This window comes from Paenibacillus barengoltzii NBRC 101215 (genome assembly GCF_004000745.1).
In the GTDB taxonomy this organism is placed as follows: domain Bacteria; phylum Bacillota; class Bacilli; order Paenibacillales; family Paenibacillaceae; genus Fontibacillus; species Fontibacillus barengoltzii.
Genome location: NZ_BILV01000050.1, coordinates 21,313 through 39,231 on the forward strand (window position 1 = coordinate 21,313; position 17,919 = coordinate 39,231).

At 50.4% G+C, this 17,919-nt stretch carries 14 protein-coding genes; 12 read left to right on the forward strand and 2 right to left on the reverse strand.

What is annotated here, in order from left to right; all coding sequences use genetic code 11:
- Nucleotides 1-396 precede the first annotated feature (396 nt).
- The gene (locus PBA01S_RS14560; protein ID WP_009224750.1) at nucleotides 397-1,566 is read right to left on the reverse strand and encodes an MFS transporter; all 1,170 of its coding nucleotides are present in this window, start codon (nucleotides 1,564-1,566) and stop codon (nucleotides 397-399) included.
- A gap of 319 nt (nucleotides 1,567-1,885) precedes the next feature.
- Here PBA01S_RS14560 and PBA01S_RS14565 point away from each other — a divergent pair, with 319 nt between their 5' ends.
- The 9 genes from PBA01S_RS14565 to PBA01S_RS14605 all read left to right on the forward strand — a co-directional run bounded on the left by PBA01S_RS14565 (nucleotide 1,886) and on the right by PBA01S_RS14605 (nucleotide 12,668).
- Complete coding sequence (locus tag PBA01S_RS14565) at nucleotides 1,886-2,329, forward strand: hypothetical protein (RefSeq protein WP_028538783.1); 444 nt, start codon at nucleotides 1,886-1,888, stop codon at nucleotides 2,327-2,329.
- A 44-nt stretch (nucleotides 2,330-2,373) separates the two neighbouring features.
- The gene (locus PBA01S_RS14570) at nucleotides 2,374-3,534 is read left to right on the forward strand and encodes a transglutaminase domain-containing protein (protein WP_016310931.1); all 1,161 of its coding nucleotides are present in this window, start codon (nucleotides 2,374-2,376) and stop codon (nucleotides 3,532-3,534) included.
- A gap of 187 nt (nucleotides 3,535-3,721) precedes the next feature.
- A complete protein-coding gene (locus PBA01S_RS14575; protein WP_051416917.1) occupies nucleotides 3,722-5,758 on the forward strand; it encodes a peptidoglycan D,D-transpeptidase FtsI family protein in 2,037 nt (678 codons plus the stop codon).
- 99 nt (nucleotides 5,759-5,857) lie between these two features.
- Nucleotides 5,858-7,858, forward strand: a complete 2,001-nt coding sequence (locus PBA01S_RS14580; protein WP_127576249.1) for a peptidoglycan D,D-transpeptidase FtsI family protein — start codon at nucleotides 5,858-5,860, stop codon at nucleotides 7,856-7,858.
- A gap of 197 nt (nucleotides 7,859-8,055) precedes the next feature.
- Nucleotides 8,056-9,030 carry a metal ABC transporter solute-binding protein, Zn/Mn family gene (locus PBA01S_RS14585; protein WP_127576250.1) on the forward strand — a complete coding sequence of 325 codons (975 nt, stop codon included), beginning with the start codon at nucleotides 8,056-8,058 and terminating at the stop codon, nucleotides 9,028-9,030.
- Nucleotides 9,031-9,051: 21 nt separating this feature from the next.
- Entirely contained in the window at nucleotides 9,052-9,810 is a 759-nt protein-coding gene (locus tag PBA01S_RS14590; protein ID WP_085279626.1) for a metal ABC transporter ATP-binding protein, read from the forward strand.
- A gap of 4 nt (nucleotides 9,811-9,814) precedes the next feature.
- Nucleotides 9,815-10,768 (forward strand): metal ABC transporter permease, encoded by a 954-nt coding sequence (locus PBA01S_RS14595; RefSeq protein ID WP_127576251.1) that lies wholly within the window; start codon nucleotides 9,815-9,817, stop codon nucleotides 10,766-10,768.
- 1 nt (nucleotide 10,769) lies between these two features.
- Nucleotides 10,770-11,663, forward strand: coding sequence for a metal ABC transporter permease (locus PBA01S_RS14600; RefSeq protein ID WP_028539802.1), 894 nt, complete (start codon nucleotides 10,770-10,772; stop codon nucleotides 11,661-11,663).
- A 165-nt stretch (nucleotides 11,664-11,828) separates the two neighbouring features.
- Nucleotides 11,829-12,668 carry a prohibitin family protein gene (locus tag PBA01S_RS14605; protein WP_028539803.1) on the forward strand — a complete coding sequence of 280 codons (840 nt, stop codon included), beginning with the start codon at nucleotides 11,829-11,831 and terminating at the stop codon, nucleotides 12,666-12,668.
- A 115-nt stretch (nucleotides 12,669-12,783) separates the two neighbouring features.
- Here PBA01S_RS14605 and PBA01S_RS14610 read toward each other — a convergent pair whose 3' ends face one another.
- Nucleotides 12,784-13,821, reverse strand: a complete 1,038-nt coding sequence (locus PBA01S_RS14610) for a LacI family DNA-binding transcriptional regulator (protein WP_028539804.1) — start codon at nucleotides 13,819-13,821, stop codon at nucleotides 12,784-12,786.
- A 434-nt stretch (nucleotides 13,822-14,255) separates the two neighbouring features.
- Between PBA01S_RS14610 and PBA01S_RS14615 the strand changes: the two genes are divergently transcribed.
- From PBA01S_RS14615 to PBA01S_RS14625, 3 genes are all read left to right on the forward strand, one after another.
- Nucleotides 14,256-15,215 (forward strand): ABC transporter permease, encoded by a 960-nt coding sequence (locus PBA01S_RS14615; protein ID WP_028539805.1) that lies wholly within the window; start codon nucleotides 14,256-14,258, stop codon nucleotides 15,213-15,215.
- A gap of 68 nt (nucleotides 15,216-15,283) precedes the next feature.
- Nucleotides 15,284-16,165: a carbohydrate ABC transporter permease gene (locus PBA01S_RS14620; protein ID WP_028539806.1), complete on the forward strand. Its 882-nt coding sequence runs from the start codon at nucleotides 15,284-15,286 to the stop codon at nucleotides 16,163-16,165.
- Between the two features lie 53 nt (nucleotides 16,166-16,218).
- A complete protein-coding gene (locus tag PBA01S_RS14625) occupies nucleotides 16,219-17,826 on the forward strand; it encodes an ABC transporter substrate-binding protein (protein WP_028539807.1) in 1,608 nt (535 codons plus the stop codon).
- Nucleotides 17,827-17,919 lie beyond the last annotated feature (93 nt).

Here is a 17,919-nt window from a genome sequence, read left to right on the forward strand (position 1 = left end):
TACGTTAACAGAGGAAGGGAGGGTTCATCTTTTTCGGTAGATGATGGAATCTTGTGCTGCAAAAGCCCCCTTAAACACAAGCGGCCTGCCCGAGGGCAGACCGGTGTGCAGGGGTCAGTAACGATTACAAGAATTAATAAAAAGGAGCACGGAGGATGATTACCAGTAAGATGTACAACACGAGGATCGTCCCCGTCGTTGTCCAGAATCCATAGCCAGGAACCACCGGGCCCGGTCCGCAATTGTCAATGCCGCCCATTCATGTTCACCCCGCTTTCAAACATGATCGGTTACTACACGATTATCTTATGTAGGACCCTATCATGTGCCCTGTGCGGCAGCCTAACCTTGGATGAAAAATCCGTTGCACTTGTCCCGTAGGCTTAAGGACATGGATCAGTGGTGTCCGGTGCCCGCGCCAACTGGGGGCGGCAGGGTTGCGGTGAACTTTCTGGGCGGGACGATGATGATGGCAAGCATCAGCACGAAAAAGGCTAAGAAGTAAGGGGAATAGCTGCCGTGCATCGCTCCCGCGACAATCGGGCCGATAAAGGAACCCAGCGACATGGCGATCGATTGCAGTGAAAACACGGTACCCAGCCGTTTTCCGCCGCTTAAATCGATAAACAACGAAGCTATGGCCGGGTACACGACCCCTTTAGCCATCCCTAAGACCACAAGCACGACGGGAAGCGGAATGAACTCAAATGCGGCCAGGGCAAAGAAAGATAAGGCGATCCCCAGAACGCCGATGCTGGCTCTTAAATAAGGGGAATAACGGCTCAAAAATAACATCGACAGCGTGACCAGCGCCCCTAAGCTGATAATGGAAAAATAGAAGCCTGTATTCATGATCCCCTCGGCTCCGCCGGCTTGCAGCGGCAGTTCAAAAAACAAAATGCCCTGGGAGCAGGCGACGGCGAGCGGCAGCACATAATAGCGCAAAGGGATCACATTGATCTTCACCGGTACCCGTGACTTCACAGAGCCCGATTTGGCCAGACCTTCCGCAACCAAACGGGGAGGCTCCTTGATCGTAAAAATGGCAATGATGCCCGTCGAGATCAACAGCCAGCCCAGCATTTGAAAGGCGATGGAAAAGCCGGATTGGGCGACAAGGAAAGCGCCGGCGGCCGGTGACACGACGGAAGCAACGGTATGCATCACCCCGTGACCGGCCATCAGCTTACCTTGCTGTACCGGATTTTTGGACAGCGAGGCGAGCATCGCCAGACAGGCCGGGGACAGGAAGGCGAGCACAAAACCGCTGATGGAGCGCAGCACGAGCAGCTGCCAAGGCTCCGTTACATGGGCTTGAAGCAGCAGAACCCCGCCGGCAGTCACCAGGCTGAAGATCATGTACGGCTTGCTGCCGTGACGGTCGACGCCCTGGCCGGCGAGCAGGTTGCCCGGCAGATGCGTCAGCGCATAAATCCCCATCATCCAGCCGATAAACGTCGGCGCGGCTCCCAGCGACAAGGCAAACGGAGTTAGGATCGGGTACTGGGCGTGCAGATCGAAGAAAGCCAGAAACATAAAGAAGTACAGCCAGAAGGCGATTTTCACGCGTCGCCCCTCCTTTGCGTAGAATGAACGTTAGTATTACTTGTACGCTCCCATGGACGAACTTATTACCCGATCGGCTTTCCATCACGAAGTAGAGGCGGAGATGCTGTTCGACTTCGAATCTTGAATTCACCTTGTCTCTTCGTTGCTCACGTAGCTTCCAGCTACGCTCCGCTACTCGATCCAAGTTTCATCCAAGCTTGATTTCCGCGGGATTGGGGGTTAAGCTGACATGGTCTTGGGCCATCATGTATAATGGGTTAGAATCAAAATACAGAAATCAAAAATCATGGAAAATCTAAATATGGAGGATTCATCAATGTATGACGTACAAGTATGGACTGAATTTCTGAAAGAAAATTGGCTGGTGATTGTTGTAGCACTGGTCATTCTCTTCCTTGTGCTCAATTTTGTGAGAACGGTTGTCAAATGGGCACTGGTGCTGGTCATCGCCGCATTTATCGTGATTTACAGCGGGATCACGCTGAAGGATATCGGGGAGGCAGTAACAACGGTGAAGGAACAAGCCCTCGACATCAGTAAAACCGAAGCGTTGAACATGATGAAAAATGAAGCGAAGGAAGCCCAAATCACGCAAAATCCGGACGGTTCGTTTACCATTACGACCCCGAATCTGGAAGTGACCGGACAAGCGGGCAGCGATAAAGTGAAAGTATCGTTCCGCGGCGTTTCGTTGGGTGAATGGTCGATGAACGACACGCTGGAGGCTTTCATCCAAGAAGCGAAACGGAATTCTCAATAACCTAAGATAATGACGACTTACACCTAGATTGGACGGAGGAGCTTATGAAGCTGGACATGACGACATTGCTGCAAACGCTAAGCGAATATAACTGGATCACGGTGCTGCTGCTTGCCGTGCTTCTCAGCTCGGTGCTGCAGGGATTGGTGCGCGGAGCCTCCCGTTCGGCAGGCCGTCTGTTCACGCTATTAAGCGGCGGCGTCTTATCGCTGGTTGGCATTGCCATCGCCATCCCGTTAACGATGTGGTTATCTCCGAAGGTTCAGACTTGGCTGACGGAGCTGCCGTTGCCGGATCGAGAGCTGGCGAAGTGGGAGCAAGTTCTATATATGCTGGTCATGGCGGTGCGGGATTTTCCGCTGATGCGATTTGCCGTCGTTTTTCTTCTGCTCTATTGGATCATACGTACTTTGGCGGGCTTCGCGATGCTGTTCGTTCGCGGGGGAAGCGGTCTGTTCGGCTGGCTGTTCTCCGGCGGGGACCGTCCGGCTTCGCTGCTGAGCCGTTTGGCTGGCGCAGGAATCGGCGCGGTGATTGGTGCGGCGCGTTGCGTGATGCTGATCGCCATCTTATTTATTGTCGTGACGTTGTATCCCAACAGCGGGTTCAGCCGTTACGTAGAAGCCTCGCCGGTCTATCAACAAGGGGCAAGAACGATTATTGAGCCGATTACCGGCAATTTGATCAAGGAGAAGCTGCCGGTATTCACGCGCAGCGTAGAAGCAGAGCTTGGCAGCATCCTGCAGCAGAAATACGAAGTGATTGATGCCAACATTCCCGAATCCATTGAGTTGGCCGCTGTAGAGATCACCAAAGGCGCTGACACGGATGAAGAGAAGGCCCGGCGCCTATACGACTGGGTTGGAACCCGGGTGTCATACGATTACGATAAAGTGAAAGACTATGAGGAGAAAGGCATCTGGCATGAGCAAACGCCGCAAATGACGTTTGATACCAAACGCGGGGTGTGTATCGATTATGCCCGGCTCTATGCCGTCATGGCCAGAACCGTTGGACTTCAGGTGAAGGTCGTGACCGGACTTGGATACGACGGGCAAGGCGGGTACGGTCCTCATGCCTGGAACGAGGTATACTTGTCCGAGAAAGACGCCTGGATTCCGCTGGATTCGACCTGGGCCAAGAGCGGCGACTGGTTTAATCCGCCGGCATTCAGTGAAACCCATGTCCCTAACAAGCTGATTTAAGTATGTGCTGCAATTTAAGTTGGTGCGATGAAAAAATACTGGAAAGGGGGCGTAACTTCACCGCCCCTTATTTCGTTATGGTACTATAGAGAAGTTGACTGCAAGAAATGAGGATTTAAGGGATAGAAAGTAGGGAAACGCCTTGAAAAGCACTTATGCGAAGGATCCGCAAGAACAAGAAATCGCAATGCAACGCCATTTTAACATTCGGCTTAACATGTTTTTCTTTAGTGCTTTTGCCATATTTACCGTGATCATCGTACGTTTGGCCATATTACAGTTCGTAGAAGGTCCAACGTTGTCTAAACAGGAGAGTAATTTGCGCGTTAAGGATGTGCCGCTTGCTCCAACCCGCGGAACGATTTATGCGGCGGGGGGCGAGAAGTTAGCCTATTCCACGCCGGTTCAATCGCTGTATATCACGCTGCAGAAAGACTACAGCAATTCCACGGATAAGGGAAAAGCCAATCGTCCGGAAGCATTGGCACTTGCCAAGAAGCTGAAGGAAGTTTTCGATAAATTAGGTTCGCCGGAGACCCAAATGACGGAAGAGGACATCATCAAGGCGATGGACCTTGATTACCGGCAGTATAACGGGTTTACGCCGCGTCGAATTAAAATCGATTTAACGCCTGCGGAAGTTGCTTATTTCTTGGAACGGAAAAGTGAATTTCCGGGGATCGACATCGTTGAGGAGAGTATCCGCCATTACGATCCTGATACCGTAGCTGTGCAAACGATCGGCTATATCCGAAAGTTTAAAGGGGCATCTACATCGCTGGAGAAGTACAAGCAGATCCGGGAAGCGAAGAACGATGATCCGGCACTGCAATATACAGAAACTGAGGACGTCGGATACGACGGCCTGGAGCTGTACTATCAGGACGAGCTGCGCGGGAAGAACGGCTATAAGAGCGTGCCGATTGATCCGCGGAACATGGCCACCGGGATCCCGGAAATTACGCCGCCGGAAAAAGGCCATGATCTTCACACGACGATCAACAAGAACATTCAGATGGTCGCTGAGCAGGCAATCCTTGATCAGATCGAATGGGTGCATACCCACCCGGTATCCGGGAAGGTTCATCCTAATGCTAAAACCGGCTACGCGGTTGCGATGGAAGTCGAGACCGGTAATGTGGTGGCTATGGCCAGCATGCCGGACTACGATACCAATGTGTGGCAATCCGGCGGGATATCTCCTGAGAATTGGAGCAAGATCTCTTCCAACTATCAGAACGGGGCGATCACGCCGATTAGTTCGGGGCGGTCGGGGCATGACTTGGAATCTGTTATTTTGTTGGGTTCAACCATTAAGCCGTTATCGGTGTTGATCGGCTTGAATGAAGGTTTGTTTACAACAAGTACCTATTATAACGATACAGGTATTGCCTACTTTGGGAAGAACAATTCTGCAAGTGTCCGGAACTCCCAACGCCATGCTTATGGTTCCATCGACCCGGCTGGCGCGATCCGTCATTCTTCAAACACCTTTATGGTTGATATGGTGGGGGAAAGACTCTACAACAAATACGGATCGAAAGGGATTGAAATTTGGGACAACTACATGAAGCAGTTTGGTCTAGGGGTTTCGACGGGTGTGGATCTGCCAAAAGAATATTTGGGCAATCTGGAGTATACAAATGAATCGGAGACAGCCTTATCAAGGCTAGTCTATGCTTCCTTTGGACAACAAGGGAAATACACCGCGATGCAGCTCGCCCAATATACAACGGCTTTGGCTACGCGAGGGAAACGCATGGAACCGCATCTCGTCAGCAAAATTACCGATACGGACGGCAATATCGTAAAGGAATTTAAGCCGGTAGTTCTCAATGAGGTCAAATTTAACGATGCTTATTGGAAAGAGGTCATCAGCGGTATGGAGACCGATGTCTCCATGGCTTTCTCGGGATTCCCTTACGATTTTGCTAGAAAAACCGGGACCTCGGAGCAATGGGCTGATGGTGCCAATCGCGATAACGGCGTATTTATCGCTTTCGCCCCTCGGGAGAACCCGAAGCTGGCGGTAGCAGTTGTTATCCCGGAAGGCGGCTTTGGTGCATACAGCGCCGCGCCGGTTGCCCGTAAAATTTTTGATGCATACGATCAGGAATATGGCTTGGACGGGGTTCCGAAAAAGACCAAAAACCAAAATCAGCAACAGACAAACAATAATGCTTCCCAGCAAAACGGAAATCAAACCGAGCAAACGAATCCTTAATTGAATCCAATGACAGCAACGACCTTTTCACAGCGATGTTGAAAGGGTCGTTTTTCTTATGGAAGGACGATTCATCACTAACAGGGAGGCGTAAAGTGGATGAACAAATTCGTCATTGAGGATCCCCAGGAACAGCAAGCCTCCATGCGGCGGCATTTCTATATTCGGCTGAATCTGTTTTTCTTCAGTGCCTTCGCGTTGTTCACCCTCATCATTATCCGACTTGCCATCTTGCAGTTTGTCGAAGGACCATCAATCTCTATGGAAGAGGTGAAAATGAGGTTCCGGGATGTCCCGATGCCGCCGGTTCGAGGATCGATTCTGTCCGCCGATGGAGCGAAGCTGGCTTATTCCACGCCAATCCAAACCTTATATTTGACTTTACAGAAAAGTAACTATGATTCTACAACTGAAACGGGCAGAGCCAATTTGACGGAAGCTGAGGCCCTGGCGAAAGAATTGAAGAAGGTGTTTGATTCGTATGGCGATCCCAACGCGCAGATGACGGAGGAAGAGATTCTGGATGCGATGGATTTGAAATTTCGCCGCAGCAGCGGGTTTGCTCCACGTCGAATCAAGAGCAACCTGACGGAACAAGAAACCGCCTATTTCCTTGCTCAAAAAAGCAGGTTTCCTGGAATAGACATCATTGAGGAGTCGGTGCGCCACTATGACCCTGATTTGGTTGCGGTGCAAACGATCGGTTATCTAAAGAAGTTCCAATCCACATATGATTTGGCTTGGTATCAGCCGATACGGGAACAACGAAATGCCGACCCGGCGCTGCAATACACGGAAGACGAGTTTGTCGGCTTCGATGGGTTGGAGCTATATTATCAGCAGGAACTGCGGGGGAAAAACGGATATAAGCGCGTGCCGATTGATCCGCGGAACATGGTGAATGGCGTTCCCGAAATCGTACCACCGGAGAAGGGGTACGATCTACATACGACAATCAATAAAAAGGTGCAACAGGTCGCAGAACAGGCGATTCTGGATCAAATCGAGTGGGTTCATCAAAACCTAGTATCCGGTAGAGTGCATCCTCACGCCAAAACGGGTTATGCCGTGGCTATGGAAGTCGACACTGGAAACGTCATCGTGATGGCCAGCATGCCGGATTATGATACGAATGTATGGCAAACTGGCGGAGTATCCAATGAGGTATGGAACCAAATTTCGTCAAATTATCGGAATGGCACGGTATGGCCGTATTCCTCCGGGCGCTCCGACCACGATTTTGAGTCCACCGTGTATCTGGGTTCGACGATCAAGCCATTGTCGGTGTTGATCGGCTTAAACGAAGGTTTGTTTACGACCAAGACGAAGTACAACGATCGAGGGATCGCTTATTTCGGCCGCAACGATTCAGCGAGTGTGCGGAATTCCTCCGGGCATGTCTACGGCCCCCTTTATCCGAAAGATGCCATTCGCGTATCGTCCAATGCATTTATGGTCGATATGGTCGGGGAGAAGCTGTACAACAAATATGGAGCCAAAGGGATTCAGGTTTGGGACGATTACATGAAGCAATTTGGGTTAGGCGTCCCCACAGGAATCGATTTGCCTGATGATTTCCGAGGGATCTTGGATTATAAAGACGAATCGCAGACGGCATTGTCCCGCTTGGCTTATGCCTCCTTCGGGCAGCAGGGCAAATATACGACGATGCAACTGGCGCAATATGCCGCAACGCTGGCCAATCGGGGAAAACGCATGCAACCTAGACTTGTGCAGAAGATCACCGATGCCGAAGGCCAAGTGGTGGTTCATTTTGAACCGAAGGTGCTTAACGAAGTGAAAATGAAGGACGCCTATTGGGATGAAGTTATTGAAGGGATGCGAACAGCCGTGAATGCCTTTGAGGGGTTTCCGTACGATTTTGCCCGCAAGACGGGAACTTCGCAGCAGGATTACAGAGGAGAACTGTTGGATAACGGCGTGTTTATTGCGTTCGCCCCAAGGGAGAAGCCGAAGCTGGCGGTGGCGGTTGTAATTCCCGAAGGAGGCTTTGGGGCTTACAGCGCGGCACCGGTTGCTCGGAAAATTTTTGATGCATATGATCGGGAATACGGTTTGGGCGGTAACCCTAAGAAGTAAATATAGGATTAAACGAAGCCTTGCTCGCGATGAGCAGGCTTTTTTTGTTTTATGGGAAATTCCTCTTGCTTTTTGGGAATCTTTTGCTTAGAATTTGCCCTAAGGAAACATTTTTATATAAATAAAACAAAAAGAGATTAAGTAAACAAGTGTTCTCATGTACAACATTAATCAAATTCGAGGAAAGGAGTAGCGCAATGGACGAAATGAAGATCAAGAAAAGCCCGTTTGAACGGGCCAAAATGACGCTCGGCGTGCTGGCGTTCATCGTATTAGTGGCTTGTTCCAAAGTACAAGATCAGGTTGATCATGTTCGCGCATCAGCTAATAATTCCCCTGTTAAGGTGGTGACTACGATTGGCATGATCACAGATGTCGTTCAGGAGGTTGGCGGCGAGCAGGTTGAGGTCATCGGTCTAATGGGGCCAGGAGTGGACCCGCATTTATACAAGGCGTCACAGGGGGATATCGAGAAGCTGGATCAGGCGGAGGTCGTGTTTTACGGTGGATTGCATTTGGAAGGGAAAATGACGGAGATTTTCGGGAAATTGGAGCAGAAGAAGCGGACTGTGGCGGTCTCGAAGGACATTGATCCTAGCGAGCTGCGCTCTGGCGCAGATGCCGGGGGGACGCAGTACGATCCGCATATCTGGTTTAACGTACGGCATTGGATCACAGCCACGCAAACGATCCGCGACACGTTGTCGGCCTACGATCCAGACCATGCCGACGTCTACAGGGAGAACGCCGAGGCGTATATTGCCGAATTAGAGAAGCTGGATGCGGAAGTGAAGGAGCGGATCGCAGAAATTCCTGAGCAGGACCGGATACTGGTCACGGCTCATGATGCTTTTGGCTACTTCGGAGATGCCTATGGCATTCAGGTGATGGGTCTGCAGGGAATCAGTACGGCGGCCGAATACGGTTCAAGGGATGTTGCCAAGCTCCGAGACTTCCTGGTTGAGCATAAGATCAAAGCTGTATTTGTTGAGTCGAGCATTCCGACCAAATCAATGGAAGCGGTGATTGCCGGAGCTGCAGAGCTGGGGCATACGGTAAAAATCGGCGGCGAGCTGTATTCCGACTCGCTGGGAGAACCAGGTTCAGAAGCGGATAGCTACATCGAGATGATCCGTCATAATGTCAACACGATCGTTGAGGCCTTGAAATAACTTTAGAGAGGGTGATCCAAAATGAACGTTTATCCGCTTGAGGTGAACCGATTAACCGTTGCTTATCAGAAGAAGCCGGTGTTAAGATCGGTTTCTTTTCACATCCCGGAAGGGCAGTTGATTGGGATACTAGGTCCTAATGGAGCGGGGAAATCTACGCTGCTAAAAGCTGTACTGGGGTTGCTTCCAACTCTGGACGGTGAAGTTCGCATCTATGGGAAGTCCTATCGGGAGCAACGCAAATTGATTGGCTATGTGCCGCAGCGCGAATCGGTGGATTGGGATTTCCCAACGAATGCGCTGGATGTTGTGATGATGGGGCGTTACGGCCAGCTTGGCTGGTTTCGCCGCCCCGGAGTCAAGGAACGGCAGATCGCGCTGGAATGTCTCGCGAAGGTGGGGATGGCGGAGTACGCCGGGCGTCAGATCAGTCAGTTATCCGGCGGACAACAGCAACGTGTCTTTCTGGCGCGGGCTCTGGCTCAAAATGCGCACGTGTATTTTATGGATGAACCGTTTGCTGGCGTCGATGCCACTACAGAGAAAGCGATCATCGCCCTGCTGCACGAATTAAAGGAGCAAGGGAAAACGGTGCTGGTGGTTCATCACGATTTATCTACAGTACGGGAATATTTTGATCATGTGCTGCTGCTGAACGGTGAGTTGATTGCCGCCGGACCTACTGAGGAGACATTTACACCGGAAAATTTGCACAAGACGTACGGCGGGAAGATTGCTATGCTGGCCGATTTTGGCGCGGTGCCTGCGGGGAAGGTGTGACGCGATGCTAACGACATTATGGCAATGGATCACGGATCCGAACCTGCAGTGGATTCTGATGGGATCCTTGTTGCTTGGCTTGGGCAGCGGCGTCATCGGCTCTTTCACTTATCTTCGCAAGCAAAGCCTGCTTGGGGATGCGTTAGCGCATGCCGCGCTGCCAGGAATCTGCATCGCTTTTATGCTAAGCGGCGTCAAATCCGTGGGGCTGTTTATGCTTGGGGCCATCCTCGCCGGGATGGCAGCGACGTTTGGTATCTCCGCCATTACCCGCTACACGCGGATCAAGCAGGACGCAGCGCTGGGCATCGTGTTGTCGGTGTTTTTTGGCATCGGCATCGTGTTGCTAACCCAAATCCAGCATAGTGGCAATGGGAACCAGAGCGGGCTCGACAAATATTTGTTTGGTCAGGCGGCTTCCATGATGTTGGCTGACGTTTACTTGATGGGCGCGGTGTCCGTGTTGCTGATTTCGATATGCGCGTTGCTTTTTAAGGAGTTGAAGCTGGTGAGCTTTGATCCCGGGTTTGCCCGGGGCATGGGGCTTCAAGTAGCTTTCCTTGAACAGTTGCTGCTAATGATGACCGTGGTGGCGGTTGTCGTGGGCATTCAAGCCGTGGGCGTGGTGCTCGTCGCCGCCTTGCTAATTACCCCGGCTGTGGCTGCGCGGTACTGGACGGATGCGCTGGGCGTGATGGTTGTGCTGGCCGGCGTGTTCGGAGCACTGTCAGGGGTAACCGGTACGCTGATCAGCTCCACTTTATCGAACTTGCCAACTGGGCCGGTGACGGTGTTAGCGGCGACCGCTTTGTTTTTCGTCTCCGCTGTGTTTGCGCCAAATCGGGGTTGGCTGGCTAAGTGGATACGACGCTGGCGCAGCCGCAATGAAATCCAGCAACCGATGGAGCTGGCGATGATCAAGCAAGCCGGGAACACGGTCGAAAGGGGGGCGGAATAACATGGCGGATTTTTGGATTATATTGACTGGTACGCTGGTTGCGGCGACGTGTGGAATCTTGGGCTGCTTTTTGGTCTTGCGAAAAATGGCCATGGTTGGGGATGCCATTAGCCACTCCGTGCTGCCCGGCATCGCCATCGCGTTTCTGGTCAGCAGCTCGCGGGACTCCTTGCTGATGTTAATCGGGGCCGCTGTGCTGGGGCTGATCACGGTGTTCTTCATCCAGATGCTGCAACAAAGCGGCTTGCAATCCGATGCTTCGATTGGCATTGTGTTTACAGCGCTTTTCGCCGTTGGTGTCATCCTGATCAGCCGGAACGCTTCGCATATCGACCTGGATCTGGACTGTGTCTTATTTGGTGAAATCGCCTATGTGCAATGGGATACCTGGATATGGAACGGCTACGATATGGGGCCGATCGCGGTCTGGATGCTGGGCGGGACGCTGCTTATCGTGCTTGCAGCCATTTTGCTCTTCTACAAGCAATTTAAGCTCTGTGCCTTTGATCCGGCATTGGCGGCTGCAATAGGCATTCCGGTTGCATTGTTCCACTATCTGCTGATGGGGCTTGTTTCGCTGTCGACGGTGGCCTCTTTTGAGAGCGTAGGGGCGATTCTGGTCGTCGGCATGTTGATCATTCCGGCCTCGGCGGCATATCTGCTGACCGATCGACTGAGTGTAATGATCGGTTACAGCGTGCTGATCGGGGCGATCAGCGCAGCCGGCGGTTATTATGCGGCCAAATGGCTGGATGCTTCGATCGCCGGTTCGATGGTCACGGTTGCCGGTGGGTTATTCCTGCTGGCATTCCTCTTTTCGCCGAAGCATGGTTTGATCGCTCGATTCGGGAGGAAGCAGCGGAAACGCGATGAACTGTATTCTGCGGCCGCTTAAGTCGGCAAGAAACGCAATATAATCGTGAAAATCGCTGGTTAACACAAATATGGCACGTTTTTGTCAAGTTTTTGCCACCAAGCGGCGGTCTTCTCCGTATTACTTAATATAGTTAGCCGGTCAATCGTTCCGGTTAGACCACATATTAAGGGGAGAGGGATTCATATGGAGACAGGTACGCAGCAGCAAACCAAGAGGAATATGTCCGCGGGGAAATGGATTTCTACGGCCATTATCGTCATCGTCGTCCTGATCGTCGGATCCAACAGTTATGCGCAGGTCGAATATGGTCATGTCGGCTTGTACAAAACGTTCGGGAAGTTAAATGATAATATTTTAGGCCCGGGCATGCATTTTAAAATACCGTTTGTTCAAACCGTCATTCAGGTGAATACGCAGGTGACCAAAACGGAAACAGATACAACCGCATCATCGAAGGACCTGCAGCCGGTATCTACGCATGTTGCCGTGAACTATTCGGTGAACAAGGAGTCGGCTTACAATCTGATGAACAATATCGGTGGCAATTACGATACGGTCATTATTAACCCGGCGGTGCAGGAGATCGTCAAAGAAGTGACAGCTCGTTACCAAGCTGAGGAATTGATTGCCAAGCGTGACGTTGTAGCCGGGGAGATCAGCGAGCATTTAACCTCCCGTTTGGCCAAATACGATTTAATCGTTAACGAAATTAATATCGTCAACTTTAAGTTCTCCGACGCGTTTAACCAATCGATCGAAGCGAAGCAGGTAGCTCAGCAGCAGGCACTGAAAGCGAGCAACGACCTGAAGCGGATTCAGATTGAAGCGCAGCAGAAGATCGCTCAGGCGGAAGCTGAGGCAGAAGCGCTGAAGCTGAAGAAGCAGGAGGTTACACCGGAACTCGTGCAGCTGAAACAGATCGAAGTGCAGGAGAAGGCGCTGGAAAAATGGGACGGCAAACTCCCGCAAGTTACAGGCGGCGCCACACCGTTCATCGATATTGAGTCGTTGACCAATCAATAATAATCGCATCAAATAATATGGGCCCTCGCTCTTTATAAAGAAAGGGGGTTCAGATCATCCGGGCCGCCCTTGAAGGGCGGCCTTTCTATTACCTCAAGTATAATGGGAAAGAGCCTCAGATGATATTCGGCGTGGAATCCCGGATAATTGGCTTGGTGTAGATATGGGAAACCTGATAAGGTTGATTCGGGTTGTTAATCCGCGAGAGAAGCATTTCGGCTGCCTTTATCCCCATCTCGTTGCTGAAAATATGGACTGTCGTCAAATGAGGTTCGACAATCACGGATTCGGGGCCGTTGTCGAAACCGCAGATGGCGATATCCTGCGGAATCGACAGTTTTTTGTTCTTCAAAGCCTTCATGACACTGACAGCAATGTAGTCGTTTGCGCAGACAAAAACAGAAGGGAGATGCGGTATCCCGGCCATCCGCTCGTCCATCCATTCGGGATGAGAGAAGAATCGGTCGTCGTCAACCACGCACTGGGACAAATCAAGGGTTATGCCAGCTTCAGTCAGCGCACGATTAAATCCGGTCCATCGCTCGTTAAAGCTTCGGCAATGGTTATAATCGCCGACGAATCCGAAAGTTTTGTACCCGCCATCAATCAATTTCTTGGTAAGTTGATAGGTGCTGTGTTCATTCTCCATCAGCAGCACGTCGGCACGAAAATCTGGATAGCAAACGTAAGCCGAGCAGTCGATAAAGATGGTCGGGATGCCAAGCTCGGTGATGAGCTTGCTGTATTCCAGGTCAAACAACTCGATGCAGATGATGCCGTCCACATTGGCCGCTTCGAAGTTGTTCGGTAGCGACAGCGACTTTTGCTCGATTTCCCTGATGATATGAATGGACAGGTTATACCCTTCAGCACTGATTCGTTTTTCCAGGCCGCTGATCAGGGGTGAACCGAAATGGGAGGTGTTCGGCAAGTTCTCCGTCAACAACGCAATGTTGCCCGAACTTTTGGACAAAAGGCCGTCGCTGCCCATAAAGGCAAATTGCTTGTATTTCAACTCAATGGCTTTTCTGATTACTTTATTGCGTGTTTCAGCTGGGATGCTTTCGCTTCCGTTCAGCGCTTTGGACGCCGTGTTGCGGGAGATGCCCAAAGCATCGGCGATATCTTGAATCGTTACTTTTTCCTTTGCCATCATTTCACCTCTAAAGTATCCTCGACTCACGATGCATAAATAGCGAGTATTTAGCAGAGATTTCCTATCCCCAATGTATAATAGATCGAGAAAAATATCAATATTTATTTTACAAATGTAAAGTCCGGTTTTACATTTCTAACAGAAAACAAGTTGAATTGATGTGAATTCATTGTATGACTTTTGACTTTATAATAGTGAATAGAATATCTGTTTTTTGCAAAAATCGATTTTTATAGCATATTGTGCAAAAAAGAATGATTATTTTAGTCAAATGCACAATAATAAATTTACAAAATTAATTGACTATAGGGTGTGTATTTGTTAAATTGTAAATGCATAAGGGTGCGAATGTAAAAGATAGATCTTAGTGAAAACCCTTACTCATGGGGGAATGTAAACGTAAACTTAACGGGAGAACGGAGGTAACAGAATTGCAAAGTACTATAAAAGCCGAACAAGGAAAAACAGCACTTAGGAGATCCCATAAACAAAGCCTCTTTGAATATTTGCGGAAGTACGGCTTCCTCTACCTGCTGCTTGCCCCGGCTCTTATCCTCACCTTGGTCTTCAAGTACGGACCGATGTATGGAGCAGTGATCGCGTTCAAGGACTTCAGCCCGATCAAAGGCATTTTGGGTAGCGATTGGGTGGGGTTCAAAAATTTCGACAAGTTTCTGTCATCGCCCAATTTTGAAGTCATCTTTATGAATACGCTTAAATTGAGCTTACTTGGGCTTGTGCTCAGCTTTCCTGTGCCGGTACTACTCGCGCTGATGCTCAATCAAATCCGCCGGGCCGGATTGAAAAAGAATATTCAGTTGTTTTTATATGCCCCCAACTTTATTTCCGTCGTGGTTGTCGTCGGAATGTTGTTCATCTTCCTGTCGCCAACAGGGCCCGTTAACCAGTTGCTCGTTTGGTTTATTGACGAGCCGATTATGTTCATGTCCCGTCCCGAGTATTTCCGGTGGATTTATATTTTGTCGGATATTTGGACGGGAGCGGGCTGGTCCTCAATCATCTATGTGGCCGCGTTGGCCAACGTGGATCCGGAGCAACACCATGCGGCTCACCTGGACGGCGCCAACCTGCTACAGCGGATTCGCCATATCGATCTGCCGACGATTCGCCCGATTATGGCAATTGTGTTCATTCTTGCTGCAGGTGGGATCATGTCGATCGGTTTCGAGAAGGCTTACTTGATGCAGACGGCCATGAACCTGCCGACCTCGGAGATCATTCCGACATACGTTTACAAAATCGGCTTGCAGTCCGGAGACTACGCTTACTCTGCCGCCGTCGGGTTGTTTAATTCCGTCATCAACGTCATCCTGCTTGTGACCGTGAACTTTGTGGTCAAAAAGCTAAACGAAGGTGAAGGCCTCTATTAAGTCTATCTTCCCGGTGCTGAAACCTGACTTATTGAACGCGTAACTGTATTGAAAGGAGCAAAACTGACATGCCCATCAAACATTCGAAATTCGACCGTTTACTGCTGTTTTTTAATGCAATTGGCTTAGCGTTCGCCGTTTTGATCGTGGTCGTGCCGCTGCTTTATGTCGTCGTGGCCTCGTTTATGGACCCATCCGTACTGCTTAGCCGCGGCTTGTCTTTTAACGTTAAGGATTGGACCTTGGACGGCTACGAGAAGATCCTGACGAATCCGGCGATGGTCCGGGGATTCGGTAATGCGGTGCTGTACTCGACTTCTTTTGCTTTGATCACCGTTACGGTGTCGATTTTCGCAGGCTACGCCCTGTCGGATCATAGGCTTGTCGGCCGCCGTATTTTTATGACTTTGTTTTTGATCACGATGTTTTTCGGCGGCGGGCTGGTGCCGACTTACCTGCTGGTCAAAGAGCTCGGCATGATCGATACGGTTTGGGCGGTGATCATTCCTGGCGCGGTCAACGTATGGAACATCATCTTATCCCGGACGTTTTTCAAAGGTGTGCCGAACGAGCTGAGAGAGGCTGCCAACGTTGACGGCGCTTCCGAAGCGATGATTTTCTTCCGCATCGTGCTGCCTCTGTCCAAACCGATCGTTTTCGTATTGACGCTGTACGCCTTCGTCGGCCAATGGAACGCCTATTTCGACGCCATGATTTATCTGGACAATCCGAACTTGCATCCGCTGCAGCTTGTGCTCCGGTCGATTCTGATCCAGAACCAGGTCGATCCTGGCATGATAGCCGATCAATTGGCCATGGCGGAGATGAAGCGGCTGTCCGAGATGATCAAATATGCGGCAATTGTAATTTCTAGCCTGCCGCTCGTTGTGATGTATCCGTTCTTCCAGAAATATTTCGAGAAAGGTGTTATGATCGGCTCCTTGAAATAATGCCGACTGCACATAGATTACCTAAAGCACAAAAACTGGGAGGTCAAAGAATAATGGAAAAAAGCCAAAAGCTCGCTTGCAAAGCCGTATTCGTCTCCGTACTTGCTTTCGCACTTCTCCTGTCCGCCTGCGGCAACGGGGGAAGCAAAAACTCGTCTAGCAACGAACAGGATCCGAGCGGGAAGATCACGCTAAACATGATGACGCAAAGCTCGCCACTAGCGCCTGCGGATCCAAACGACAAGCTGATCTTCAAACGACTGGAGGAAAAAACGAACGTCCATATCAATTGGAAGAACTTCACGAAAGACGTGTTTGTGGAAAAAAGAAATCTCGCCATGGCCAGCGGTGATCTGCCTGACGCGATCTTCGACGCCGGTTACAGCGATTACGAGCTGCTCAAGCTTGCTAAGGACGGTGCGATCATTCCGCTAAATGATCTGATCGAGCAGTATATGCCGAATTTCAAAAAGGTGTTGGAGGAAGCGCCGGAATACAAGGCGATGATTACCGCGCCGGACGGCAACATCTATGCTTTTCCGTGGATCGAAGAGCTCGGTACGGGGAAAGAGCGGATTCAATCCGTAGACGCAGTTCCGTGGATCAATGTGGAATGGTTGAAAAAGCTTGGTCTTGAGATGCCGAAAACAACGGAGGAATTGAAGCAGGTGCTGATCGCCTTCAAAACTCAGGATCCGAACGGAAACGGGCAGGCTGACGAAATTCCACTGTCTTTTATCAACAAGCCGGGGGCTGAGGATCTGGTGTTCCTGTTCGCCTCGTTTGGATTGGGTGAAAATCCCGATCACGCGGTGGTTACGAACGACGGTAAAGTTGTGTTTTCACCTGGCGAGGAAGGCTACAAAAACGCTGTCAAATATATCAACGAGCTATATAAAGAGGGACTCATCGATATCGAAGCATACACGCAGGACTGGAGCACATATCTGGCCAAAGGCAAGGACCATCGATACGGCCTCTATTTCACCTGGGACAAGAGCAACATTACAGGCGATAATGACAGCTACGAGGTCATGCCGCCGGTAGCGGGGCCGGACGGTGAGATCAATGTAGCTCAAACGAACGCACGGGGCTTCCATCGCGGTCGGATGATCATAACGAGCACCAATAAAAATCTGGAAGCGACGGCGAAATGGGTGGATCAGATGTACGATCCGATCCAATCCGTACAGAACAACTGGGGCACTTACGGTGACGAGACACAGCAAAATATCTTTGAATATGACGAAGCAAGCAACAGCCTGAAGCATTTACCGCTGAACGGAACCGCTCCGGTCGAACTGCGCGAAAAAACGAGCGTCGGTGGCCCGCTGGCGATCCTGGACAGCTATTTCGGCAAATATACCACCGTACCAGATGACGCCAAGGAAAGAATGCGAATCGTCAAGGAGGTTATGGCACCACATATGAAGTCGGAGCAGGCAATGCCCAACGTATTCCATTCGATCGATGAGTTGGACCGACTGACGACGATCGAAACAGATCTATTTGCTTATGTATTGAGAAAGCGCACCGAATGGTATCAAAACGGCAAAATCGATCAAGAATGGGGGAGTTATTTGCAGGAGTTGGATCGACTTGGGCTGCAGGAATGGTTGAAAATCAAGCAGGACGGTTATGACCGAGCCATGAAGAAGTAATCGGGAAGCATTAACTACATCGAACTAAGCATCCGATTTAACGAAAAAATCCAGAGAACTAGAAAACGATAGGACTTATAGAGATAACCGATT

Bases quoted from the DNA above. Each gene is read 5' to 3' on its own strand.
- PBA01S_RS14565 (WP_028538783.1), top strand. From the start codon at position 1,886: ATGTATGACGTACAAGTATGGACTGAATTTCTGAAAGAAAATTGGCTG.
- PBA01S_RS14570 (WP_016310931.1), top strand. From the start codon at position 2,374: ATGAAGCTGGACATGACGACATTGCTGCAAACGCTAAGCGAATATAAC.
- PBA01S_RS14575 (WP_051416917.1), top strand. From the start codon at position 3,722: ATGCAACGCCATTTTAACATTCGGCTTAACATGTTTTTCTTTAGTGCT.
- PBA01S_RS14580 (WP_127576249.1), top strand. From the start codon at position 5,858: ATGAACAAATTCGTCATTGAGGATCCCCAGGAACAGCAAGCCTCCATG.
- PBA01S_RS14585 (WP_127576250.1), top strand. From the start codon at position 8,056: ATGGACGAAATGAAGATCAAGAAAAGCCCGTTTGAACGGGCCAAAATG.
- PBA01S_RS14590 (WP_085279626.1), top strand. From the start codon at position 9,052: ATGAACGTTTATCCGCTTGAGGTGAACCGATTAACCGTTGCTTATCAG.
- PBA01S_RS14595 (WP_127576251.1), top strand. From the start codon at position 9,815: ATGCTAACGACATTATGGCAATGGATCACGGATCCGAACCTGCAGTGG.
- PBA01S_RS14600 (WP_028539802.1), top strand. From the start codon at position 10,770: ATGGCGGATTTTTGGATTATATTGACTGGTACGCTGGTTGCGGCGACG.
- PBA01S_RS14605 (WP_028539803.1), top strand. From the start codon at position 11,829: ATGGAGACAGGTACGCAGCAGCAAACCAAGAGGAATATGTCCGCGGGG.
- PBA01S_RS14610 (WP_028539804.1), bottom strand. From the start codon at position 13,821: ATGGCAAAGGAAAAAGTAACGATTCAAGATATCGCCGATGCTTTGGGC.
- PBA01S_RS14620 (WP_028539806.1), top strand. From the start codon at position 15,284: ATGCCCATCAAACATTCGAAATTCGACCGTTTACTGCTGTTTTTTAAT.
- PBA01S_RS14625 (WP_028539807.1), top strand. From the start codon at position 16,219: ATGGAAAAAAGCCAAAAGCTCGCTTGCAAAGCCGTATTCGTCTCCGTA.